Origin of the sequence: Paenibacillus filicis, from assembly GCF_038070315.1 — a bacterium.
Classification (GTDB): domain Bacteria; phylum Bacillota; class Bacilli; order Paenibacillales; family NBRC-103111; genus Paenibacillus_G; species Paenibacillus_G filicis.
Map to the genome: position 1 here is coordinate 190,117 of NZ_JBBPCC010000004.1, position 23,290 is coordinate 213,406.

Sequence of the window (23,290 nt, forward strand, 5' to 3'; positions counted from 1 at the left end):
GAGACGGACGAGACTCTAGCGTGTATACTGTAAAGCGGAAAGTTCTACTGGAAGAGGAGGCATCAATGACTTCAACTATGCTGCAAATCGACAATAATCCGTCGGATCAAGCGTACAGACGGCTGATCGATTATGCGATCGCCCATACCGCGATGTTCGTGCTGGCCGAGCGCCATCAGTTGTCTATGGACAAGCCGGCCAAGGCTTTGCTCCGCGCGCTGCAGCCCTATCTGATCAAGACCTATGAGAGCGGCGTGATCATGGGGGTCAACGCTATCGGATACACGTATGAGGACACGATCTATGTGTACCGATGCTGTCCGGAAGCAGGTGAGCTGCTCAAGCAAGCCGCTTCGAGTTTATTTGATTGGCAGCATCCCAGGCTGCCCGAGGACCTTTGCTTCTGGGACGAGCAGGAGAGGGACTGGCTGGTTAATGTTGCGCATGAGCGGATCGCAGGGCTGCATCTCAGCGAGGAGGAGGCGCTTAGCCTTCGCGAGGAGCTGCGGGGTGTTTTCCTGCGGGGGAGCTTCAACAAGGAACTGGGCGCTTATCTAACCGACGCCTTGTATCATGGGGCGGACCGTCTGTATCTAAGCCGCTACGAGCTGCAGGAAGTGCCAGACGAGGTAGGGCGCATCACGAGCCTCAAGTGGCTGGAGATTTTCGAGCAGGACGTTCGCAGGCTGCCCCCAAGCCTCTTCAACCTGCACCAGCTGGAAGAACTTACGGTGTATACGACCGATCTGGAGGAAATTCCTGCGGATATCGGGCGCTTGACGAATCTGACCCGACTCACCATCGGCTGCTGCAGTTATGACCGTATGGAGCCGGGTCAGCGTATCATTTCCCCTGAAGAGGTGACTATGAGCGAGCTTCCACCTGAGATCGGCCGCTTGGCCAAGCTCGAGCATTTGTCTATCCAGGCGACCGGGCTGCGGAGCGTGCCGCCCGAGCTGGCGCAGCTGCAGGAGCTGAAGCTTCTCGATTTGAGCCGCAACCGGCTGGAGGCAGTGCCTCATGAGCTGGTTAAGAAGCTTCGGAAGCTGAGGTACAAGTTATTCGACGGCAATCCGTTGTAGGGTTTGCCCTAGAACGATCCGAGGAGCATCCGTCAGGACGCCTCGGACGTTTTTTGTTTTTGCAGCTTAGAGGCTTAAGGGGAGCTCAGAGATTCAGCTTTCTGTATTCCGTCGGGGATAGGCCCGTGTGGCGCTTGAACCGGCGGAAGAAATATGTCGCATCGGGAAAGCCAACCCGCAGCGCAATCTCTCCGGCCTTCAGCTCAGTTGCCAGCAGCAGCGCTTGAGCCTGCTCCATCCGCAGGCGGTTGACGTAGTCGCTGAAGTACTCTCCCGTCTCCTCCTTGAATAGCTGGCCCAGGTAAACGCTGTTGATGCGGAACTGTTGAGCCAGCAGCTTGAGCGACAAATCTTCGGCCAGATGCTCCTGCACATAGACAGCCACCCGTTCGATCATGGCATGTCCGGGGCGCTTGGCCTGCTCCGCGATCCAGTCCTCCAGCCGCGTAAGCTGCTCGTACATAAAGCTCTTCATCGCCTGAATGGAGCTCAGCTCCAGCACGTGCTGGAGCGTATAAGCGTCGAGCCCTTCCTGGCCGTCTCCACGGCCGCCTCCCACCTTCTTCAGAGACTGTCTCAGCAGGACAATCCACTCGCTGGCCGCCGCTTTGGCCGAAGCCAGAGGCTCCGGCTGCACCAGCGCCCACTGAAAATCCCGTTCCAAGCCTTGACTCCACAGCTCCCGGCTGCCGGACAGCACGCCTTGGATGAAGGAAGCTCTCTCCAGATTGGACGCTGGGGATTGGGCCAGATGCGTATCCACCCACGAGCGGTCGATGCAGGTCGAGGTTCCCGTCAAGTCCAGATAGTCGAACAAGGCCAGCGCATCGGCATACGACTTGTGCAGGTCTTTGGCCGACCGAACAGGCTCTCCAAGCGTACAAAACCAGGGTACCTTCAGCGTGGGGGCCGCACTTTCGGCAATTTGGCGAAGCCAGGCAAGCAAGTCGTCAGAGTTCGTACCCGCAGGATCGTCGTAACTTCGGGTGAACATGCACAGCACACGCTGCTGATCGTTTATAAGGGCTATACCTTTGCCTGATTTGCTTAGTGCCTCCCCGATCACATTCAGGATGGCGAAGGGTCGGAATTGTTCCTCCGAAGCGCTTAGCCGCTCTTCCCTGCGGTCCCGCCAGTGAATGGCAGCTACCTGATAATACGAATGTCCCAGCAGGCCCCCAAGCTGCATAAAGGTCAGCTTCTCCTTCAGTTGTTCCTCATCGATGCGATTCTCGACCCAGCGGATCAGCACATTGTTGCGCAGCAGCTGAAATGATTCCCTCTCCAGCGTCTCCAGCTTGAACGTCTGATGAAGATCCGACACACAGGTCTTGACGATTTCCTTCAGCTCGTCGGGATTGACGGGCTTCAGCAGATAGTCCTCGACTTGGAATTTCATCGTGTGCCGCAAATAGTCGTAATCGTCGTAGCCGCTCAGCACGATGATCTTACAGGGCAGACCGTGCTTGCGGATGTTTTCAATCAGCACCAGTCCGCTCGCATGCGGCATCCGGATATCGGTGATCAGCAGATGGGGCTGGAATGATAACGCTTCCCGAAAAGCTGCGGCGCCGTCCTGGGCCTCCCGAATTTCCGAGATTCCGTATTCCTCCCACGGAATAATCGTTCGAAGTCCTTGGCGTATATAGCCGTCGTCATCGGCGATGAGCAGTTTCACGTTCGGGTAATACCTCCTTCTGGCAGCGGGATGTACAGATGTATGTCGAAGCCTTGCTCAGGTTGCTTCGATGGGACCTCAACGCCGTAAGCCCCTCCGTAAAAGCTTCGCAAACGGTAATGAACATTCAGGATGCCGATATGGGACGCCTGCAGCAGCTCGGCTTGCTGAAGCCGCTTACGTATGACTTCCAGCTCCTCCCGGGTAGGGGAGGCTCCGTTATTGGCTACAGCTATGCGGAGCTTGTCTTCGAGCGGCTCGAACCGGATTTGAATCCACGGTTCGTCCTGTTCTTCGAGCTTGCCATGGATCAGCGCATTCTCTACCAAGGGCTGGAGAATGAAGCGGATGACGCGCGTCCTACTGAGCTGAATGCCGGCCTCGATCTCAAGTGCGATCGGGTTGCTTTTGCCCATCGAGAACAGGTCGACGTAAGACTCCGTATAGCGGAGCTCCTCATCCAGGGAGACGGTATCGCTGTCATGGGATTTCAGCAGCCAGCGGTACAGATGCCCGAGCTGGTATAGCTGGTCCCCAATCGAAGCCTGTCCGGCCACGAGCGCCTGCATACGGAGCGATTCGAGCGTATTATACAGGAAATGCGGATTGATTTGCATTTTCAACGCGTAATACTCGGCATTGCGTTTCTCGAACTCGACGATGTACACCTTCTCGATGTAGTCCTTGAGCTGGACGGCCATGTAGTTGAATTGCTTCATCAGCTGGCTGATCTCGTCCTCGCCCTTCACCGGGAATTCGTGCAGATAGGAGTCCTTCTGATGCTTGTTGAAATGCAAGGTCATCATTTTGATCCGGCGCACGGCCAGACTCTGAATGCTGAAAATAAGCAGCAGGCAAAGCCCCAGAATCGAAGTCAGCACGATGACAATCGTCGTCTGAATATTCTTCAGCGCAGAAGAAATCGAATCCTTGCTCGTGTATCCGGTGATGTCCAGCCCATACCGGTCATTGCTTTGCGACGAGGTTAAGTAAAGGCTCTGCTGCTCGGGGATGGTGGCCTGTTCGGGTGCGCTGTCTAGCAGTACATCGCCCTCATGGCGAACGACGACGCGCGATGGCGTCTGTCCGGCGAAGGCGGACTTGCCGAGCAGTGCCTGAGGCTCGATCGTCGCCACCAGATAACCGAATACCTGGTCCTGCACCATATTGCTGAAGTCGAATACCGGCACCGCCATGTAGGTGAACGGCTCGGTCTGGTTTTCGAACATCCCGCTCACCGTTCCGAGGAAAGGGAACTGATACGTCCTCGGGAAAGCGGCAAAAAACGAACGGCTGTTAAAGTCCGCAGCAAGCTGCTCTTGGTTGCCGTACTTGGACACATGGAACAGGCTGCCGTCACCGGTCCGGTACAGGAGGACGTCGCGGACGCCTGGATTGCGGTCGCGGATCAGCGACAGTGTGTTGCGGATCCGGTTGGCCTCGACAAACCGGCTGCGTTCGTCTTCCTCTGCAGGCAGCTGTCCGGGCAGCAAATACTGATAGATGCTAGACCTGGGCGATGCATCAGTGTCACTTCCCCCCAGTGTGTACAGGACCGGAATGTCTCGTTCGAACTGCTTGATGGATTCGGCGAGATGCTCGTGAAGCTGGGTGACATGAACCTCAAGAAGCTGCTGCTCGCGGTCCTCCAGCAGCGCGTAGAACTCATTTTTCGTCAGAGCGAACAGGATGACGAAGATCAGGAGCAGCGAAGCGGTGACCCAGAAGGTCAGCTTGCGGAGCAGGAAACGTCCTATATATTTCTTATACCATCTCATCCGGCTTTGCACCTCCCCTATCGCTCAACAATCTTTACTAAGTCCATGGATCTAAAGTAATTCCTGTAGTTGACCCTCGGTGCTGCCGCCTATAATCATATTGTAAAAGAACTTCCGCCTATAAATAAAGGAGGGTCCAACATGAAAGTTAAGATTCAAGCGATAGCCGCTGCCGCCATGCTGACCAGTCTGCTGGCCGCCTGCAGTCAGAGTGCAGACCAACCATCGGGTGCAGGAGCGCCTGCGTCGGCCAAGGAAGAAGCCAAGGCAGGGCAGACGGTGCAAATCTCCGCCCAGCTTCATGTGACGCCGAATTTGACCGCTGAGTTCTGGGATGGCGTCATCAAGAAATTCGAGGAGCAGAATCCAGGCGTCAAGATCAAGCGGGTGCAAGCGCCCGAAGATCCGGAGCAATATGTCAAAATGCTTCTTGCAAGCGGTGACATGCCGGATGTCGTTCACAATGTACGTTTCCCGGACCTGGTGAAGGCCAACGCGCTGAAGCCGTTCGAGCTGGATGACGACATCAAGAAGATTCGCGACGTGGAGTCGGGCTTCATCAACGGCAAGCTGTATAACCTCAATGACGTCGTCCAGCCGCAGAGCTTGATTTTCTATAACAAAAAAATGTTCGCAGACGCAGGCATCACCAGTACGCCGAAGACCTGGGACGAGCTGATGGCGGATGCGGAGAAGCTCAAGCAGAAGAGCTTCACTCCGTTCCTGACTTCCGGGGAATGGGTGACGGGCTTCACGATGTCCGTGCTGTCCGCGCCAGATACGTTCGGCCAGAACGTCCGGTGGTACGCCGACCGGGCGGCAGGCAAGGTTCACTTCACGGACGACAACTGGAAGACGGCCGCTCAGCGCTGGGTGGATATGAACGCCAAGGGCTACTTCAATAAGGGCGCGCTTAGTCTCAGCTACACACAGCTGGAGCAGCAGTTCCTGAAGGGGGCCGGGGCGATGTACCCGATGGGCTCCTGGTTCACGGCGGCGGAGAAGGATGCGAAGGATAAAGGCTTCGAGGTCGGTGTATTCGCGGTGCCTTCGACGAACGGAGATCTGCGTCTGGCCGGGGGGATTAACCAGTCGGGCTTCGGTATCTCCCAGAAATCGAAGCATGCGGACATCGCGCTGAAGTTCGTGAAGTTCCTGCTCCTCGACCGCGACAATCATAAAGCAATCATCGAGAAGGATGCGCTGATCTCCAACCTGAAGGACCCGGTCGATTATCCGATGACCCCGCTGCAGACGGAAATCGCGAAGCTGGTGAAGGAAGCGAAGGTGCTGTCCGGCCATGTGAACGTCGAGGTTGGCGATAGCGTAGGGGCTCCAGGCATGGCCGAGGAGTTCAACAAGGCGGCGCAGAACCTGCTGATGGGCAACAAGGTCGACCAGGTACTGAAATCGCTGGACGAGATGTGGGATAAAAACTCCAAGTAACCAACAGAATCAAGCGGGGTAGGGGAGGCGGCGGTCTGCCGCCTCTCCGCCCTGCCGGGAGGAGTCAAAGCTCGTGATAAAGAGAGAAACCGGAACCGGCTTGTTGCTGCTGTCCCCCGGCTTGATCTTGTATATAGGATTTATGATCGTGCCGACCTTGACCTGCTTGTACTACAGCCTCTATGACTGGGACGGCTTCAGTGAGCGGTATGGGTTCGTCGGCCTGGGCAATTACGCTCGTGCGCTCACGGATCACAATTTTCTCCAGTCTATCGAGTTTACCTTGATTTACACCTTGCTGACCGCGGTGCTTATTAATGTTCTTGGACTCGGCTTTGCGCTGATGCTCAACCGTCAGGGCTGGCTGACGCGGATTTACCGCTCGATCTTTTTCTTCCCGCTGCTGCTGAGCGCGGTGGTGGTCGGTTTCCTATGGCAGACGATCCTGAACTACAACGGTGTGCTGAACGCCATCCTGCCCAAGATAGGGCTGACGGAGGTCGAGTTTTTCAGCGACCGGTACACCGCGATGATGACGCTGGCCGGCATTACCATCTGGCATTCCCTAGGGTTCGTCATCGTGCTGTATCTGGCCGGCCTGCAAGGCGTACCGAGGGACCTTATGGAGGCTTCGCTCATCGATGGGGCCACTAAGCGGCAGATGTTTTGGAATGTCACCTTCCCCATGCTTGCTCCTTCGACGACGATGAACATCATCTTCGCGATCACCGGGGGGATGAAGGAATATGACAAGATCGCCACGGTCACACGGGGAGGCCCGGCGGGCCGCACTGAATCGATGGCTTACCGTGTGGTCAACGAAGCGTTCGTATCCAATCATTTCAGCTATGCTTCCAGCCTGGCCATGTATATGCTTCTGATGGTGATGGTCATCTCCATCTCGTGCACCCTGTATCTTCGAAGACGGGAGGAGCGGATTCTATGATGTCTTCGCCTGCCAGGCGCTGGTATGACGAGCTCATCCGGCAAGGTGTTCTCGGCTTGCTGTGCCTGCTGCTGCTCGTGCCGTTCTATATTGTGGTCGTCAATGTATTCAAGGACAAAGCCGATATTCTCAGTAATCCGTTATCCTTGCCGATCGGTCATCTGACCTTCGACAATCTCATCAAGGCGGCGGTGTCCCCGTCCTTCAATATTTTCAAAGCGTACGGCAATAGCATCGTCATTACCACGCTGTCTATTTTATTCATCGTCACAGTCGGCGCGATGATGTCTTATGTGATCGCACGAAGCCATAACCGCTTTACGAAGTTTGTGTATTTCCTGCTGCTCGCCGGACTTATGATCCCACCTCAGGTGCTCCTGCTGCCGCTGGTCAAGCTGCTGGACCGGATCGGACTGCTGTTTACCTTCCAAGGGCTGATCTTTTACAATATTGCCTGGTATTTGCCGTTCACGGTTTTTATTTACACCGGATTTATCCGCACGATCTCTGCGCAACTGGACGAATCGGCCAAGATGGAGGGAGCGGGTATGGTTCGCATCTTCTGGGGCATCATCTTCCCGCTGCTGCGCCCAGCCACGGCCTCGGTCGTCATCTTCCTCTTTCTGTGGATCTGGAACGACTTCATCAATCCGCTGGTTATCCTCGGCACCTCCGGGGGCTACACCGTCACGACCGGCATCTACATGGCGATCGGGAAGTTCAGCTCCAACTGGGATCAGGTCTTCTCCCTGATGTTTATGGCCTCCGTGCCTGTGCTAGTGCTGTATGTGTTCATGCAGCGATTTATCATCGCAGGGCTGACGGATGGAGCTGTCAAGGGCTGAGCGGAAAGATCGCGGTTAGAAAAAACGTCATAAACCTACTGACATGGTACCCGGTAGGTTTATGTCACTTCAACATCACAGACCAATCGCTGGTATACCTTTTATCAATAACCTTCCTTTTCAAAATCAGTTCGGTGCCCTGCTGAAAGGGAAGCTGGCCGATGACAAAGCCATAGTCGGTATAGCTATTTTCTTTCTGAAGCGTTATGCGGTCATTCTGGGATACGTAGCCTCCTTCCTTTCTTATGCTGTATTCGTTTCCCTCAGGATCGGCTACACTCCACACATCCCCGTCAAATTTATTAATAAGTACCCCTTGAAGCCGGAGCACGGACCCTTCATTTTGTTGTTCAAAGCCGGTTAACAGCAGCTCGTCTCCCTGGGTATGGATAGACAAAGGCGCTGCAGACAGGCTCTCCGGCCGAAAGCGGAATGCTTCGTCGGAAGGTTCAAGTACGTTATATCCGTCCAGTACAAACCGTATGGGCATCTCCGGCATATACCTAAACGTGTAGGTCCAGAGCATAGACCCCGATTGCTCATCGTACTGTTTGGTCAAGGAGAGCAGATCATCCATATGTCCGATGCTCGTGCTTCCTACTGTGCTGATTTCGTTGTGCTCGGAGTCCTCCAGATGGAAGGACAAGGAGTGCTGCATAAATAGTTCTTTGTCATAGGATGCTGGAGAGGTCACCTTCAGCTCCAGCCTGCCTCCCACCGATGTTCGGACAAGTCTCGTCAGCTCGATCTGGAGCCCTTGAGTCGTGGTATACATCTCCTGAAGATTCATAATATGTTTTGTATTTTTCTCTAGATTAACAGGAATGTTAAAGCTCCAATTCCCTGATATCGCGTTACTATTGGACATGACATGGGAGATATCCCCTATGACGGTGAGATTTTTTCCGGAGAAGTCTTCCTGGATAACGGCAACCAGATAGTTAAATTGATCTGTAGCTCCTATATCTTCGAAGGTGGCAAGCTTCTTGCCGGTTTCCGGCTCCTCCAGATAAATCTGGTTGCCCCCGTCCAACCGCAAGCGGTCATGCCGATATGCCCCTTTCTCATCCAGGAACTGCACGGCTAACGTCACTCGTGTGCTGTCGGCGATGATTTCGTTGACCTGCAGCCGGTAGCTCTTATCAGCCACTGAAATATTCGGATACGTTGGAATACCGGCCTCATAAGCTTGCAATAGACCCCGGTCCGAAACAGGATCTTCTTTGAAGAAAGACTGAATGTACTGGGCAATGCCAGGCACTGCGAGGGCCCCGGACATCATAACAAGCAAGCAAGCGGCGGCGGCTATAGCATATTTGGTGAACAGACGTTTCTTCCTTCTTTGTTGAAGAAGCGAATCTATCGTATGTCGAAAAGCAGGGCTGCGCGGCTCAGGAAATTCATGAGAGAATAACAGCTCGTTCCATTCTTTGTCTTCTCCGTTAGCTTCGTTTCTGACAGGTTTGTCCGGAACGTTCATGTTAAATCCTCCTTTGTACGACTCAACAGCTTTTTTAATATTTTTTTGGCTCTATACAGGTCGACACTGATCTGGTTGACGGAGCCATTTAGAATCCGTGCTATTTCTTCATAGGAGAGATCATTCGTAAATCTCAACAGGAGCACTATTCTGTAGCGGGGTGGGATTTGTTGGATCATTTCACGCAGATACCTTTTCTCCTCATTGCGGATGACAATGTCTTCGGTCAGAGCATCGGAAGTGACATCCAGGTCCAAGGAATAGTCCTCCAGGAACACTTCTTTCCTTTTCCTCCGAAAATCTTTGAGTGAATTAACCGCAATGGCGTAGATCCACGATGAAAATGAGTTTTCGATGCGGTGCTTATCGATATGTTGGATGACCTTGATGAAGGTTTCCTGGGTCAAGTCTTGAGCATCTTCCTTACCTACATCCATAGTCAGGAGTAAGCTGAATATTTTGTTTTTATAACGATCAAACAGATGTTCAAAGGCTTGAGCATCTCCTTTTTTAAGCCGGGCAATCATTTTTTTCTCATCAAGCGTTCCAGGCAAAGCATATTCCCCCCTCTACAAAACCAACCTCAACCAGCCTCTACGTAATAAGACGATCTTGCCCTTACTTTTCTTACCAGTCAATTGAGAAAATGTTGTCGAGAGGAGGAAAAGCAAAGAACCGTCCGGACTCCATAGCCCGGACGGTTCTTGCTTGAATAGATAGAGGAACTGCTAAATCAACTGCTAAATCAACTGCTAAATCAACTGCTAAATCAACTGCTAAATCAACTGCTAAATCAACTGCTTCAAATAGTTGTAGCTGATCGTTAAGCTCTCGAACGGGTCACGACGGCATTGGTCCTGCTCGACGACATACCACTCGACGCCCGTGCTGCGGCAAGCTTCGATGATCGCAGACCAGTTGAGATTGCCTCGTCCGACCTCAGCGAATACTTGCTGGTCCTCGACAATCTCCATATCCTTCAGGTGGATGACCTGCATCCGCCCCTTCACCTTGTTGACCCACTCGACCGGATTGGCTCCGCCTGCCTGTACCCAGTACATATCCAGCTCGAAGCCGAAGTCGGGGCTCGCGGATTCCTCCAGCAGCACGTCCATGCCGGTACGCTCGCCGAACTTGGTGTATTCGAACTTGTGGTTATGGTAGACGAATTGCAGCCCGTGCTTGGCAAGCTCCGCCCCAATGGCCGAGAATTCCGAGGCTAGACGGACATAGCCTGCCTCGTCCGAACGGTATTCCGGCGGCATAGCGCCGAGTCCGACGTATTTACAGTTCCACAGCTGATGCTCGCGGATGACAGCAGGCAGGTCCTTCGTCAGGCGGTCGTAGGAAATATGTGTAGCGCAGATCGTCAGGCCGATCTCGTCCGCCAGTTGCTTCAGCTTCTCCGGATCAATCGGTCCCATCCCCGATACCTGAACCGCATCATAGCCGATAGCCTTGACCCGGCGCAGTGTCGATTCGATATCCTCGGGTGTTTTCAAATAATCACGTAAGGTATAGAGCTGTGCAGCGATATTCGCTTGCTTCATGTCCGTTCACCTTTTCCCTGTAGTCTGGCCTTGCTCTAGTTCAGTGTACCATGCTTCAGGAAAGGGAATTTTACCGACGTTAACGAATACGTCTCGTTCATTTAACTCTGCTTGCCATTTCGCTCTAAGGTAGGACGAGGGGACGGGTTTTTATCAGATTGCGGTAACGATTGGTGCTGCGACACAGCCGCCAATGGGGAGTCCGCAGCATCCGGCTGATATCTGGAGGGGATTCAGGCTTGACCGGGCGCTTTCTTCGCCTTGGTGCAGTTCAGGCAATAGTTACGTCCGTAGGCCTTGCCGTAAGCGACGATTCGGGCGAGCGTGGCCGGGTCTTCGAGCTTGGTGAAGGGACAGGGATCGGGCCTCGTATTGACCTCCAGGATCCATGGCTTCAAGCTCCGGTCCACGGCAATATCCAGGCCTAGCTCATGCATGGACGGGTAGGAGCGGCTGAAGGCGGCGGCTGTCCATTCGGCCAGGCGCTTCATCTTCTGCAGGAGCCGCTTGGTCTTGGCTGCTCCGGCGATCGGTCCAAGCACGTCGGCCGGAGCGAAGATCGTGCCGCCTTGGCTCCCGTTGGTGACGGCCTTGCCCGGATGGGCCACACGGGCCGCGATGCCGGTGCAGACCCAGCGGCCTGCGGGGTTTTTCTGAATCATAACCCTGAAGTCAAAGGGGAGGCCTCCCCGGCGCAACACATGGATTCCCTGCTGAATCAGATAGGGCTGTGAGCCGATACGCTTGAGCAGCGACCGCTGCATCGACTCCAGGCTGCTGAACCCGGAGCGGCGGAGTCCCCGCTGAAGTCGGAACCCGGAGCCGTGCCTCTCCAGCTTCATGACGCCGATGCCGAGCGAGCCGCGGTCCGGCTTGACATACACCATACTTCGCCGCTGGAGTGCCGCTTTCAGGCGACGGGTGCTGAACGGCTGTGTGTGGGGAACATACCGGGCGAGCTCTCTGTTTCGGAGCACGATCCCGGTTTTTTTCAGCTTGCTGGCTATATACTTGAGCCTGCTTCCCATAATCTTGTCCCCGCTTTCTTTCGGATTGGTGACAATGATCCTTCATCATACGAAAGCAGATGGGCCGATGTGCACTTCGTATGCAGCATTTGCATAGGCTGTAGGAAAAAATGCTCGGGCTGGCTGAAGGCTAAGGACAAGAGACATCCGAGAAGGATTCGGAGGAGGCCGGGCAGTATCGACGACCGATACCGGGGCAGCGACGAGGCGAATGGGAGGCAGCGAGCAGCCCAGCGATGGCCAGGAAGGGGAGGGGTTGCGGTGGGAGCAGGATCGGGAGGCCAGATCGGCCAACTGGCGGCAATTCAAGAAAAAGTTCGTGTACGAACCGAGCAAAAATTTTCCTGGTACGGTCCATGGTTGAGGGAGCAGCTGGAGCGTGATGACCCAAGCGGACGGGGATACGAGGAAGCAGTCCCTCTTGTAACCGCACCTGTGCTTGAAGCCCATTATTATACGGAGGCCAATCCGCTTGCACAGCAGGAGGGGATACACAGCTACCGGACGTCGGGCACGAGTTCAGGCAGACGCAAGTCGATCTTCTACTCCCCATCCGATGAGAAGGCCTATGTGCGGATCAAGCTGGAGGTGTTCCGGTCCATCCTGGGTTCTAGCGGATATGGCAGAGCTTTGGCGGATATGGGAACGGGGCATGCCGAAGCGACTGCTGTAGACGTGTTCCGGCAGCTCGGAATGGAAGTCGAATCTTTGTCGTTTCAGCTTCCGGTGGAGAGGCATATCGAGCGCCTGACCAGCTTCCGGCCGGAGGTCCTGTATACGATGCCGTCGATTCTGGACCGTATTCTGCAAGCTTCGACAAAGCCCTATGACTACGGCATTCGACACGTTATCCTGGTCGGCGAGATCGCTTCGCCGGAATGGCGGAAGAGTGTCGCGGGACGTATGGGGCTTCCGCTGGAGAAGATAACGGATACTTACGGCTCCATCGAGATCGGAACCATCGCTTACTACGATCACAAGCACGGAAGGTATTTGCTGACGGAGGGACTTGTTGCCGAGGGAATTTGCATTGACGAGGTTCTGAGGGAAGCCGATTGGCTGAGGGCAAAGGGGACAGCGGATGAGGATCACCGTGAGCCGGAACGGCCTGAAGGAACGAGAGCAGCTGGAGAGCGACCGGGCCTGATGCTGCCTGGGGGGAACGAATGGAATGCTAAGCAGAAGGACTGGATGCGGTCAGAGTGGAACGACTGGGATGGAAAGCAGCGGGATGGGGCGAGGCTAGAGGAAGTGAATGAGCAGGGAGACAGCTTTGAACAGACGTGGTCAGCGGGAGTGCGGGGAGAGGAACAGCAAGAGCGGGCTTGTCTGAAGGAATCGGCAGGTAGCATCCATCCGCTAGAGCCGCAGCTATCCCTGGCAGCAGGTACGGGCGAGCAGGTGCTGGTGCTGACCTCAACCGTGCGGGACGCGTTTCCTGCGCTGCGCTATGTCACGTACGATGTGGTGCGTGATCTGCGGACCGTCATCGTCGATGGGGTATCCAGACAAAGCTTCCAAAGCATCGTGAAGCGGGTCGGCCCCGACCTGAAGCATGGCGAGAAGATCAGTCTCTTTGATATCGAGGAAGTCGTCTTCCGGCATCTGCGGGATACGAGTATTCAGGTGAAGGTAATCAGTAACCGGCTTCAGGTACAGCTATACGGCCCTCAGATCCCCGCTTCCGTGCTGGGAAGCATTCGGCTTGATCTGGAGAATCGCATCCCGCAGATCGGTATGATGATCCGCTCCGGACTGCTTGATGGGATTGAGGTCATCGGAGGGACGTATGAGGACGGACAGCATCGGGGAGCCGTGAAGGGTAAACGGGTTATTTACGAGGAGGAGAACGCATGAAGCTGGAGGGAGGACTGGTTGAGGCGATCGGGAGCACGCCACTCGTGCGGCTGGAGAGACTGTTCGCGGAATTTCCCTTCCACGTATACGGGAAGCTGGAGTGGATGAACCCTGGGGGCAGCTCCAAAGACAGACCGGCCCTATATATGCTGAGGGAAGCAATCCGACGCGGGGAGCTTCATCCGGGTAGTGTCGTGATCGAGTCGAGCTCCGGTAATCTGGCGATCAGTCTGGCTCAGCTTTGCTGCAGGCTGGGCCTCCGGTTCATCTGCGTGGTGGACCCGCGTACGACCGAGCAGCACAAGCGGATCATTCGCAGCTTCGGCGGCGAGATTGATCTGGTGACGGAGCCGGATACCCAGACCGGGGAGTTTCTTCCCGCCCGCATCCGAAGGGTGAACGAGCTGCTGCATACCATCCCGCATGCGTTCTGGACCAATCAATACGGCAACCCGGACAACTCCCGGGCCCATGCGGAGACCACGATGGCGGAAATGGCCTCTCAGCTCGGGCAGCTGGACTATCTGTTCTGCGGAGTCAGTTCCTGCGGTACGATCCGAGGGTGTATGGCCTATATCCGTGAGCAGCAGTGGGATACCCGGGTTGTGGGTGTTGATGCGGAGGGGAGCATTCTGTTCAGAGGCTCGCGCGGTCCCCGCAAATTTCCGGGACTGGGCGCAGCGATCCTGCCGGGGCTTCACCGGCAGGATGATGCAGATATTATCGTACGGGTGTCGGATATCGACTGCGTACAGGGCTGTCGTGACCTTGTACGCCGGGAGGGAATCTTGGCCGGAGCGTCTTCCGGTGGCGTCGTGACGGCCGTCCGGCGGCTCGGAGCGGGCATTCCGGAGGATGCGGTGTGTGCGATGATCCTGCCGGACCGGGGCGAGCGCTATCTGGACACGGTTTATCAGGATGAGTGGGTCCGGCAGGAGCTGCAATACGAGCCCGATGCTGCCGCTAGCGGGAGCTTGCCGTTATGATCTACCTGCATGATAGACATATCCGCCGTCTGGGGGTGGATTGGCTGCAGTTGATCGGGCTGGTCGAGGAGATTGTGCGCTTGGAAGACCAAGGAGAGTGCGTGCACCCGCTCAAGCCGTACCTCCGCTTCGGGGACCCGGCGAACCGAATTATCGCGATGCCGGCTTATGTCGGCGGCGAGCTACCTATGGCGGGCATCAAGTGGATCGCGAGCTTTCCCGGCAATATCGGGCAAGGGAAGCCTCGCGCGCATAATACGCTGGTGCTGAACGACCCTGCCACCGGTGAGCCGGTGGCGTTTCTCCGCAGCGGGCAGCTGAACGGCATCCGGACGGCAGCGGTCAGCGGGGTCATGCTGCGCGCCTCTCTGGATCGCCTGCCGCTGTCTGAAGGCCTAAGGCTGGGCATTATCGGCTGGGGGCCGGTCGGCCGGCTCCATCTGGAGATGTGCGCTACGCTGCTCGGTGACCGTCTGCGGGCGGTTACGCTGTACGACCTCCGGGGCATCGACCCGGAGACCATCCCGGCAACGCTGCGCGGGCGGACGGAGGTCGCGACCGATTGGAGGAGCCTGTACCGCATCTCGGATGTAATCGTCACCAGTACGGCATCCGACAGGCGGTATATCGACGAGCCGCCACCACACGGCTCGCTGTTGTTGCATGTATCGCTGCGCGATTATGAGACGACCAGCTTATCCGGCCTGAAGGCTATTGTCGTCGACGACTGGCAGGAGGTGTGCCGGGAGAACACGGACATCGAGCAGTTGCATCAGCAAGCGGGGCTGACGGCATCCGGGGTTTGCACGCTGGCCGATGTCGTCTGCCGCAATGCGCTCGCGCGCTGGGAGCCGGAGGAGCCCGTCTTATTTGCATCGATGGGGCTCGGAATCTTCGATATCGCGATTGCTGCCCGCTACTGGCGGCAGGCCTTGGATCGGAATGAGGGAGTGCGGTTGGAAGGCGGTTTCTAAGGGAATGTGTCGCAACCAGGGGCCAGGATCAGATGGTCTGCAGCCCCTTGCGTAGAATGCCGATCAGCTTCTCCGCAGCAGAACTGAAGGTGCTGCCATTTTGCTTGCGCAGCATACCGGTAACAAGTCCTGAATCGAGGTCGTGGATATTTTGAAGCACGGTGCCGGGGGGAGTGGGGACGGCCGTAATGACCGGAACGACCGCGATCCCGAAACCGGCCTGAACGTAATATTTGAGCGCCGCCATATTGCCGATCTCCATGCCGGTGTAGGGGCTTCCGCCCTTCTCCAGCAGAGCCTTCTCCAGCTTCTGGCGGTACGGACAGACGCTGGTCGTGATCAGAATATTCTCATGCTGCAGATCACGCAGGTAGACCAGATCCTTTGCTGCCAATCGGTGCGTGTCGGGCGTGAGCAGCGCGAGTCGCTCATTGAATAGCGGTTCAAAGGTGTGCTCCAGTCCAGTTTCAGGGGTGGAGCAGATCGCCAGATCGATGACGCCCTCGCTCAGCATCTGGCTCAGGATGAACGTGTTGCCGATCTGGATGCTTACCTTCACCTTCGGATGTTCCTGCATGAAGGGCCCCAGAATCTGAGGCAGCCTGTAGCTGGCTGTAGGCTCCATCACGCCGAGACGCACGTTTCCCGCTTCGCCCTGGATCAGTTCATTCATGGAGGCATGGAGATAATCGTAATCCTTGAGCAGCAGGTCTGCATTCTGATGAAACAGCCTTCCGGCCTCCGTCAGCTTGAGTTTTTTTCCCCGTTCCAGCAGCTTCACCCCAAGATCGCCCTCTAGCTTCTGAATATGCATGGTGACGGTGGACTGGCCGTACTGCAGCTCCTCCGCCGCCCGGTGGAAACTCCCTAGCCTGATGATCGTTTGAAAGGTTTTGATGGTACGGATATCCATCCCCGGAAGCCCCTTCCTCTACTCCATTCATACATATGGAATGAATAGTTCAAATTTTCTGTTTTTACAAAAGGATACAAGTATCATAACATGAAAGTTAATTATTCCAAGTGGAATACCTTATTTTATCGTTTTGAATTTATGTATCATGAACAGGATGTCGTTCATAAAAAATGAATTTTCTCTTCGTTTTTTTGAATTTTACACGGAGTTAGAGATGGCCTATGATATTCACATACACAACTAAATTTATAGGAATAGTAAAAATAATTGAGGAGGCGACGAGAATGGGACAACAGAAAAAACTGAAGCTGGGTGCGATGATTCATGGGGTTGGCGGTGGCTGGGAGGATTGGAAGCATCCCCGTGCGATAACGGATGCCAGTGTGAACTTCGACTTCTACAAGCGTGAGGCACAGACGGCCGAGGCTGGTAAATTTGACTTCGCCTTTATCGCGGACAGTGTACATATTACGCCAAACTCCAGTCCCCACTACTTGAACCGCTTCGAGCCGATTACGATTCTATCGGCGCTGGCTGCGGTGACAAGCCGGATCGGTCTGGTCGGCACGCTGACGGTGAGCTACAGCGAGCCGTTCACGGTCGCCCGGCAGTTCGCCTCCCTGGATCATATCAGCGGAGGACGCGCAGGCTGGAATGTCGTGACCTCGTGGCTGTCGGGCAGTGCAAATAACTACAGCAAGGACGAGCACCCGCCTCATGAGAAGCGGTACCGGATCGCACAGGAGCATGTGAATGTGGTCAAGGGCTTGTGGGATTCCTGGGAGGATGACGCGTTCGTGCGGGATAAATCGACGGGTGTCTTCTTCGATCCCGACAAGCTGCATGCGTTGAATCATAAAGGAGAGTTTTTCTCCGTGCAGGGTCCTCTCAACATCGCCCGCTCCAAGCAGGGCCAGCCGGTCATCTTCCAGGCAGGCACGTCGGAGGACGGACGAAACTTCGCTGCCAAGAATGCGGACGCGATCTTCGTCGGTCACGAATCAATCGAGGAGGCGAAGGCCTACTATCAGGACATTAAGCGCCGGGCTGTCTCTTTCGGCAGAGCTGCGGAGGATATTTCCATTCTTCCAGGTATTCGTCCGATCATCGGCCGCACGGAGGAGGAAGCGGAACGCAAATACCAGGAAACGGTCCAACTGGTATCCATCGAAAAGGCCATCGTGGCGCTCGGCCGCCCCTTCAACGACTTCGACTTCAGCGGCTATCCGCTGGATGAGCCTTTCCCGGACCTGGGCGATCTGGGTGCGAACAGCCAACAGGGCGGATCGGAGAAGATCAAGCGAATAGCCAAAGAACAGAATCTGACGCTGCGTCAGGTCGCGCTGCAATTTGCCACGCCGAAGGGCAACTTTGTAGGCACACCGGAGAAGGTAGCGGATACGATCCAACAATGGGTGGAAGAGGGCGCTTCGGACGGCTTTATTATCGGCGTCGGCATCCCGGGAGGACTGCAGGACTTCACCGAGCTGGTCGTGCCGATTCTGCAGGAACGCGGCCTGTTCCGCACAGAGTATGAGAGCGATACGCTGCGGGGCCATCTAGGTCTGACGGTGCCGGAGAACCGGTACGCCGGCGCCAAAGCCAAAGCCGAAGCGCTCATCTGAGAGGAGGAATAAGACCATGTCCCAACCCAGACAATTGAAGCTCGGCGCGACGATCACCGGCGTAGGCACCTCCAAGTCCAACTGGAAGCACAAGGAGATTCCGGGGGATGCCAGTGTGAACTTCGATTATTATAAGCAGCAAGCTTTGACAGCGGAAGCAGGCAAGTTCGATTTTGTCTTTATCGTGGACAGCACCTATATTACAGCCAAGTCCGCCCCTCACTACCTGAACCGGCTGGAGCCCTTGTCGCTGTTGTCGGGACTCGCAGCAGTCACCTCGCGCATCGGGCTGGTTGGTACGCTGACTGTGTCGTTCAGCGAGCCGTTTACCGTGGCCCGGCAGTTCGCCTCGCTTGATCAGATCAGCGGGGGAAGGGCCGGCTGGAACGTCGTCACGACGGGGCTGGAGGGAGCGGCGCTTAATTACGGCAGGTCGGAGCATTTCTCCCATGAGATCCGCTATCGGCGGGCGGAGGAGCATCTGGGTGTCGTCCAGGGGCTGTGGGATTCCTGGGAGGACGACGCATTCGTCCGGAACCAGCAGACCGGCGTGTTCTTCGATCCGGAGAAGCTGCATGCATTGAATCACAAGGGAGAGTTTTTCTCGGTGCAGGGCCCGCTCAATATCGCAAGGTCCCGTCAGGGGCAGCCGGTCATCTTCCAGGCTGGAGGATCGGATGGAGGCCGCAATCTGGCTGCCAAGAGCGCGAACGCCATCTTCACCGGGCATGAGACGTTGGAGGAGGCGCAGGCATTCTACGCCGACATCAAGCAGCGGGCGGCCGCTTACGGCAAAGCCTCTGGGGAGATTCTGGTGCTGCCCGGCATCAGCCCGATCATCGGGGAGACCGAGGAGGACGCGGAGCGTCAGTATGCGGAGCTGGCGGCGCTTGTCACCATCGAGGATGCGCTGGATCAGTTGGGTCGTCCGTTCACGTATCACGACTTCTCCCAGTACCCGCTGGATGAGCCTTTCCCCGAGCTTGGCGACCTGGGTAGCAACAGCTATCGCAGCGCGACGGACCGGATCAAGCGGATTGCCAAGGAAGAAGGATTGACCCTGCGCCAGACGGCGCTGAGGTTTGCGACTCCACGCAGCAGCTTTGTCGGTACGCCGGAGCGGGTCGCTGATCTGGTACAGCAGTGGTTTGAGGAAGGCGCTGCAGACGGCTTTATCATTCATACAGGCATTCCCGGCAGTCTGGAGCGGTTCACCCGGCTAGTCGTACCGATTCTCCAGGAACGCGGCTTGTTCCGTGAGGAGTACGACAGCGATACGCTGCGTGGACATCTGGGGCTGGATGTGCCGGAGAACCGGTATACCGCTGCAAGAAGGTCTGCAAAGGCACAGACGGCGGCGGGGCAGACCTAAGATTCGCTGGAGGCATGAACCAATTCTTCTATACAGACACCAGACGATTACATGACCAAATACAGATGGGGATGAAAGATGAAGAAGAGAAAATCGTGGATGCAACTGACAGGATTCATGCTTGCAGCATCGCTGCTGCTTGCCGGCTGCGGCGATGCCGAGGCGGACAAAGCCGCAGGGGCTGCAGCCGGTGAAGCAGGGCCTGTGACGCCTGGCGGGGAGCTGGTATGGGCGCTGGCCGGCACAGTGACCAATGACAGTCTGGATGCGCATAAGGCCGGCTTCGCGCCGACGACGCGCGTCATGCGCTCGCTGTATGACAGCCTGGTCGTCGAGCTGCCCGACCATTCGATCAAGCCGTGGCTGGCCACGTCGTGGGAGATCAGCCCGGACGGAAAGGTGTACACGTTCCAGCTGCGCAAGGATGTTAAGTTCCATGACGGCACGCCGTTTAACGCGGAGGCGGTCAAGTTTAATTTCGACCGGATCAAGGACCCCGCGACCAAGGCTTCCATTGCCTTCAATGAGATCGGGCCTTACTTGAAGACGGAGGTTGTGGACGAGTATACGGTCAAGCTGTACTTTGAGAAGCCGTTCGCGCCTTTCCTCAGCAATGCCGCCAAGGTGGACCTGGGCATGGTGTCGCCCGCAGCCGTTCAGAAATTCGGAGATGCCTTCCCGCAGAATCCGGTGGGCACCGGTCCGTTCAAGCTGAAGAAGCTTACGCCGAGTACACAGGTGGAGTTCGAGAAAAACCCGGACTACAACTGGGCTCCTTCCAATGCCAAGCATCAAGGGCCTGCCTATCTCGATAAGTTGACTGTCAAGTATGTCGAGGAGGAAGCGACCCGGGTCAGCGTGCTGCAGAGCAAGCAGGTGCATGTGGCGGATATTATTCCCCCGCAAAATCTCGTAGCTCTGAAAGCCGACAAGTCGTTCAACGTCCAGGAAACGGAGCTGCTGCAGGTCAACTATTCGTTGTACCTGAATCAGCAGCGCGCGCCCTGGAACGACCTCAAGGCGAGGCAGGCTGTCCGCTCGGCGCTCGATCTGGATGCAGCGATCAAGACGATCTATCTCGGTACCTCCCAGCAGGGCTGGTCGCCGCTCACTCCCCATCAATTCGCATATTCCTCGTCCCGAGAGAATGCGTACAAGCCTGATCTGGCCCAAGCCAACAAGACGTTTGACGAACTGGGCTGGGTGAAGGGGGCGGACGGGTACCGGAGCAAGGACGGCAAGCGGCTGACGATCGAATTCATCGATACGCAGGGTAACCGCGAGAAGCGATTGGATCTGAATTCCATCTTCACCCAGCAGTTGAAGCAGGCGGGTATTGAACTGAAGCTAGTATCTCTTCCTTCCGGCACCTATTCGGAGCGCCGCACGAAGGGCGATTACGATCTGGTTGCGGGCAGTCAGTTCTCCGGCGATCCTGATGTGCTGCGCCAACTCTTCTCGACCAAGGGGCCGTCCAAGCAGAACAATATCGCCCGGGCGAACGACCCCAAGCTGGATGAGCTGCTGGAGCAGGGCTATCTGGAGCAGGCCCCGGAGAAGCGGAAGGCCGTGTACAAGGAAGCGCAGGAGTATATTATCGACAATGTGTATTCGATTCCGACTTATGTCTTCCAGTATTCCGTCGCTTCGGGCAGCGAAGTGAAGGGGATTGTGTTCGACTATCCCGCTTGGCCCGTCTTCTATGATGCCTGGATTCAAAAATAAGGTTGAGAAGGAGGGCTGAACATGGCGAGGTTCGTATGGAACAGGCTGCTGGTCTCCATTCCCGTCCTTCTGGGCTCGTTAACGCTGGTTTTTCTGATTATACACTGGCTGCCGGGCGATCCAGCCCAGATGATTGCAGGCGATGACGCCGCTCCGGACCGGGTGGAGTTTCTCCGTGAGCAGTTCGGGCTTAATCAGCCTCTCTGGCAGCAATATCTCCAATACTTGTGGGATAGCATGAGAGGTGACTTCGGCCATTCCTTCGCCAACAGTATGCCGGTGATGGACCGGCTGATCGCCCAACTGCCCGCTACACTTGCGCTCACCGCGGTCAGCACGCTGTTCGCTGTGATCCTCGGGGTGCTTCTGGGCATCCTGTCGGCGGTGTACCGCAACCGGGTGCTGGATTACATCGTGCGTGTCGTCAGCCTGCTCGGCGTCTCGATGCCGAAGTTCTGGCTGGGCATTCTGTTGATCCTGATCTTCTCCGTTCACCTGAAGCTGCTTCCGGCTATCGGCAACGGCAGCTTCAAGCAGCTTATTCTGCCGGCGTTCGCTCTCGGGATCACGGGAGCGGGCATGCTGGCGAGGATGGTTCGGAACAGCGTGCTGGAGGTCATTCACGAGCAGTTCGTGCTGACCCTTCGGGCCAAGGGGCTTACGGAACGGCTCGTGCTGTACAAGCATGTGCTGCGTAATGCGCTGTTGCCAGCCTTGACGGTGCTTGGGCTGCTGGTGGGAGAGATGCTGTCGGGCGCGGTGGTGACCGAGACGGTCTTCTCCAGACAGGGATTGGGCAAGCTGGTTGTCGATGCGATCAATCAGAAGGATATCCCGGTCATTCAAGCCGCGATTCTGATTACAGGCGTGTTCAACATTATCGTTAATCTCCTCGTGGATGTATCGTACTCCTACGTTGATCCGCGTGTTCGTAAATCTGCCTAACGGCAAGGAGGTCATCTGTATGCAAGCCAATTCCGTTCAGGCCCCGGCTTCCCCGCAGGTTCAGGCTTCGTCCGTGGCCACGGCTGAGACTTCGCCCCTGGCTGCGCGGGCGCCAGTTTCCCCGGAAGCGGCGCCCACTATACAGCAGGCTGATCCGTCCGTTCGCCGATGGGGCTGGCTCCGTGGCCGTTCTGCGGCTACCGGCGGGTTCCGCCCGTCCCTGCTGTCGCGCTGGCTTTGGGGCTTCTCGCTGGGCATTTTGCTGTTCCTGTTCCTATGCGCTATCGTGCCGCAGTGGATAGCGCCATTTTCTCCTACGGACATGAAGCCGGACCGGCTGCTGCAGGCCCCGAGTCTGTCTCATTGGCTGGGTACGGATCAATTCGGGCGGGATGTGTGGTCGCTGGTCATCTACGGCAGCCGGCAATCGCTGCTGATGGGAGTGGTATCCGTCGTCATCGGAGGCTTCGTCGGTACGGTGCTTGGCCTGGTGGCAGGCTATTGGGGCGGCGTGGTCGATTCCGTCTTTATGAGGCTGAACGATATTCTGATGACCATCCCGGGAATCCTGCTGGCTATTGCCATATCAGTAGCCCTTGGTCCGAGCTTCTTCAACGTCATTCTGGCAATCAGTGTCGCCTCCATTCCCGGCAAGGCTCGGGTGGTCCGCAGTCAGGTTATCTCCATCCGCAGCCGTCCGTTCATCGATGCGGCCCGGGCTGTTGGGACCTCGCATCTCGAAATCATGTTTCGTCATATTCTGCCGAACTGCTTCTCCCCGCTGCTCGTGATGATGACGATCGGTGTCGGCAGCTCGATTCTTGTCGGCACAGGCCTCAGCTTCCTGGGACTTGGCGTCGTGCAGGAAATTCCCGATTGGGGGTATATGCTGTCGCAAGGGCGCAGCTATATGACCGTAGCCTGGTGGGTCGCGACCTTCCCGGGACTGGCGATCACCCTGCTGGTCGTCGTCGTCAATCTGATCGGCGACGAAATTCGCGACCGGATGGACCCCAAGAAGGGCCGAGCGTGACCGAGCTTCAACGGTCGGCTCCGG

Annotated in this window: 19 protein-coding genes; 12 read left to right on the forward strand and 7 right to left on the reverse strand. The window is 56.3% G+C overall.

Translation table 11 applies throughout. The features are described from left to right. The first annotated feature begins 65 nt into the window (after positions 1-65). Complete coding sequence (locus tag WMW72_RS08805; protein WP_341415057.1) at positions 66-1,082, forward strand: leucine-rich repeat domain-containing protein; 1,017 nt, start codon at positions 66-68, stop codon at positions 1,080-1,082. Between the two features lie 85 nt (positions 1,083-1,167). Here the strand turns inward: WMW72_RS08805 and WMW72_RS08810 are convergent, their stop codons facing one another. Next, positions 1,168-2,760: a response regulator gene (locus WMW72_RS08810; RefSeq protein ID WP_341415058.1), complete on the reverse strand. Its 1,593-nt coding sequence runs from the start codon at positions 2,758-2,760 to the stop codon at positions 1,168-1,170. Continuing rightward, on the reverse strand, positions 2,757-4,538 hold the full coding sequence (locus WMW72_RS08815) for a sensor histidine kinase (protein ID WP_341415059.1): 1,782 nt from the start codon (positions 4,536-4,538) through the stop codon (positions 2,757-2,759). The genes WMW72_RS08810 and WMW72_RS08815 overlap by 4 nt, the downstream gene beginning before the upstream one ends. Before the next feature lie 141 nt (positions 4,539-4,679). Here WMW72_RS08815 and WMW72_RS08820 point away from each other — a divergent pair, with 141 nt between their 5' ends. From WMW72_RS08820 to WMW72_RS08830, 3 genes are all read left to right on the forward strand, one after another. Continuing rightward, positions 4,680-5,984 (forward strand): ABC transporter substrate-binding protein, encoded by a 1,305-nt coding sequence (locus tag WMW72_RS08820; protein WP_341415060.1) that lies wholly within the window; start codon positions 4,680-4,682, stop codon positions 5,982-5,984. 73 nt (positions 5,985-6,057) lie between these two features. Further along, entirely contained in the window at positions 6,058-6,930 is an 873-nt protein-coding gene (locus tag WMW72_RS08825) for a carbohydrate ABC transporter permease (RefSeq protein WP_341415061.1), read from the forward strand. Continuing rightward, positions 6,927-7,775: a carbohydrate ABC transporter permease gene (locus WMW72_RS08830; RefSeq protein ID WP_341415062.1), complete on the forward strand. Its 849-nt coding sequence runs from the start codon at positions 6,927-6,929 to the stop codon at positions 7,773-7,775. The genes WMW72_RS08825 and WMW72_RS08830 overlap by 4 nt, the downstream gene beginning before the upstream one ends. Before the next feature lie 64 nt (positions 7,776-7,839). Here WMW72_RS08830 and WMW72_RS08835 read toward each other — a convergent pair whose 3' ends face one another. The 4 genes from WMW72_RS08835 to WMW72_RS08850 all read right to left on the reverse strand — a co-directional run bounded on the left by WMW72_RS08835 (position 7,840) and on the right by WMW72_RS08850 (position 11,833). Next, a complete protein-coding gene (locus tag WMW72_RS08835; protein WP_341415063.1) occupies positions 7,840-9,255 on the reverse strand; it encodes a DUF4179 domain-containing protein in 1,416 nt (471 codons plus the stop codon). After that, a complete protein-coding gene (locus WMW72_RS08840; RefSeq protein ID WP_341415064.1) occupies positions 9,252-9,809 on the reverse strand; it encodes an RNA polymerase sigma factor in 558 nt (185 codons plus the stop codon). The genes WMW72_RS08835 and WMW72_RS08840 overlap by 4 nt, the downstream gene beginning before the upstream one ends. 234 nt (positions 9,810-10,043) lie before the next feature. Further along, the gene (locus WMW72_RS08845) at positions 10,044-10,805 is read right to left on the reverse strand and encodes a sugar phosphate isomerase/epimerase family protein (RefSeq protein ID WP_341415065.1); all 762 of its coding nucleotides are present in this window, start codon (positions 10,803-10,805) and stop codon (positions 10,044-10,046) included. Positions 10,806-11,038: 233 nt separating this feature from the next. Then, the gene (locus WMW72_RS08850; RefSeq protein ID WP_341415066.1) at positions 11,039-11,833 is read right to left on the reverse strand and encodes a YheC/YheD family protein; all 795 of its coding nucleotides are present in this window, start codon (positions 11,831-11,833) and stop codon (positions 11,039-11,041) included. A 261-nt stretch (positions 11,834-12,094) separates the two neighbouring features. Here WMW72_RS08850 and WMW72_RS08855 point away from each other — a divergent pair, with 261 nt between their 5' ends. The 3 genes from WMW72_RS08855 to WMW72_RS08865 are packed head-to-tail and all read left to right on the forward strand — an operon-like array spanning position 12,095 to position 15,650. After that, positions 12,095-13,690 carry a phenylacetate--CoA ligase family protein gene (locus tag WMW72_RS08855; RefSeq protein WP_341415067.1) on the forward strand — a complete coding sequence of 532 codons (1,596 nt, stop codon included), beginning with the start codon at positions 12,095-12,097 and terminating at the stop codon, positions 13,688-13,690. Then, positions 13,687-14,676 carry a 2,3-diaminopropionate biosynthesis protein SbnA gene (sbnA, locus tag WMW72_RS08860; RefSeq protein ID WP_341415068.1) on the forward strand — a complete coding sequence of 330 codons (990 nt, stop codon included), beginning with the start codon at positions 13,687-13,689 and terminating at the stop codon, positions 14,674-14,676. The genes WMW72_RS08855 and sbnA overlap by 4 nt, the downstream gene beginning before the upstream one ends. Further along, complete coding sequence (locus tag WMW72_RS08865) at positions 14,673-15,650, forward strand: 2,3-diaminopropionate biosynthesis protein SbnB (RefSeq protein ID WP_341415069.1); 978 nt, start codon at positions 14,673-14,675, stop codon at positions 15,648-15,650. Before sbnA ends, WMW72_RS08865 begins: the two co-directional genes overlap by 4 nt. A 28-nt stretch (positions 15,651-15,678) precedes the next feature. Here the strand turns inward: WMW72_RS08865 and WMW72_RS08870 are convergent, their stop codons facing one another. Beyond that, entirely contained in the window at positions 15,679-16,563 is an 885-nt protein-coding gene (locus WMW72_RS08870) for a LysR family transcriptional regulator (protein ID WP_341415070.1), read from the reverse strand. Positions 16,564-16,850: 287 nt separating this feature from the next. Here WMW72_RS08870 and WMW72_RS08875 point away from each other — a divergent pair, with 287 nt between their 5' ends. The 5 genes from WMW72_RS08875 (at position 16,851) to WMW72_RS08895 (ending at position 23,266) form a co-directional block, all read left to right on the forward strand. Next, positions 16,851-18,191 (forward strand): LLM class flavin-dependent oxidoreductase, encoded by a 1,341-nt coding sequence (locus WMW72_RS08875; protein WP_341415071.1) that lies wholly within the window; start codon positions 16,851-16,853, stop codon positions 18,189-18,191. Between the two features lie 16 nt (positions 18,192-18,207). After that, positions 18,208-19,563: an LLM class flavin-dependent oxidoreductase gene (locus WMW72_RS08880; protein ID WP_341415072.1), complete on the forward strand. Its 1,356-nt coding sequence runs from the start codon at positions 18,208-18,210 to the stop codon at positions 19,561-19,563. Between the two features lie 78 nt (positions 19,564-19,641). Beyond that, complete coding sequence (locus WMW72_RS08885; RefSeq protein WP_341415073.1) at positions 19,642-21,288, forward strand: ABC transporter substrate-binding protein; 1,647 nt, start codon at positions 19,642-19,644, stop codon at positions 21,286-21,288. Between the two features lie 21 nt (positions 21,289-21,309). Then, positions 21,310-22,233, forward strand: a complete 924-nt coding sequence (locus WMW72_RS08890) for an ABC transporter permease (RefSeq protein WP_341415074.1) — start codon at positions 21,310-21,312, stop codon at positions 22,231-22,233. 19 nt (positions 22,234-22,252) lie between these two features. Further along, positions 22,253-23,266, forward strand: a complete 1,014-nt coding sequence (locus WMW72_RS08895; RefSeq protein ID WP_341415075.1) for an ABC transporter permease — start codon at positions 22,253-22,255, stop codon at positions 23,264-23,266. The last annotated feature ends 24 nt before the right edge of the window (positions 23,267-23,290 follow it).